1 protein-coding gene is annotated in these 1,210 nt (G+C 42.7%); it reads right to left on the bottom strand.

The features are described 5' to 3' along the window. Window positions 1-142 precede the first annotated feature (142 nt). A partial coding sequence (hemW, locus tag PX481_RS03565; protein ID WP_288093689.1) for a radical SAM family heme chaperone HemW occupies window positions 143-1,210 on the bottom strand: 1,068 nt, incomplete at its 5' end.

Here is a 1,210-nt window from a genome sequence, read left to right as displayed (position 1 = left end):
TTGGAGTGATCGGGGGTAAAATTCAGGTACTTTTTCCCTGAAAATTAGGTAACTGACTACCTCAAAATCGGTAAAACCCTACACCCTACACCCTACACCCCACACCCTGCCCCCACCAACAAACTTTTTCAGCAGACCCTAACTATTGCCAGCGATCGAATAAATCGGTTAAAACTAGATTAGAAAACAAAAAACCTTCGGGGTCGCTTAATCTTACCCTGCTATCCCCCTCAATTATTACTAAATTACGCTGTTTATGCGGCTCTAAGACCTCTAAAATTGCTTTTTTGATTTCCGAGCCAAAATTAGCTTCAATGGCGGGTAAACTCACCCCTGACCCTAACCTTAACCCTAGCATTAAGGTTTCGAGAAGATCATCAATCAAACTATTTTTCTCCACGTCAATCTGACAGCCTTCTTTTACCCAAGCGAAATAGTCGCGACTTTTGCGCGGACGGGTAAAACGTTGTTGATGAAGATAACTAGCGGCCCCCATACCAAAACCGTAATAGGGACGATTTTCCCAGTAAACTCGATTATGTCGGCATTGATAACCCGGTTTGGCATAGTTAGAAATCTCGTAATGTTGATAACCGGCTAAAGCTAGTTTTTCACCGGCTAAAACATACATTTTCGCCGTGGTTTCATCATCGGGTAAGGGTTTTTTCCCCGGTTGATACTGTTTACCGAAAGGAGTAACCGCTTCTAAGACCAAATCGTAACAGGAAAGATGGGCCGGTTGCAGTTCGATCGCTTTTTCTAGGGAATTTTCCCAATCTGTCAGGGTTTGTTGTGGCAATCCCGAAATCAAATCCAAACTATAGTTAACTATTCCCAATCCCTGAATTAATTCCACTGCCTGATAGATATCCTTAACAGTATGCGATCGACCAGAAACCTGTAATAATGGTTCTTGAAAAGCCTGTACTCCTAAACTAACCCGATTGACTCCCGCGCTAAGATAACCCTGTAATTGTTCTAAACTAAAGGTAGCTGGATCAATCTCCATAGAAATTTCTATATCGGCCGCAAAATCAAACTTTTTGGCTAAAGTATCCAGAATTGCTCCTAATAATTCCACCGGTAACAGGGAAGGAGTCCCCCCCCCAAAAAAAATTGTTTCTAGGGGTTTCCCCGTCCCCTGACTAAGACTAATTTCTTCTTGTAATATTTCCACATACTCCACCACAGGGGGAAAAGTCGCCGGATT

Source organism: Microcystis sp. M53603_WE2, from assembly GCF_030065435.1.
The sequence above is the reverse complement of the archived record's forward strand: the minus strand, read 5'-3'. Positions and strand labels throughout refer to the sequence as shown.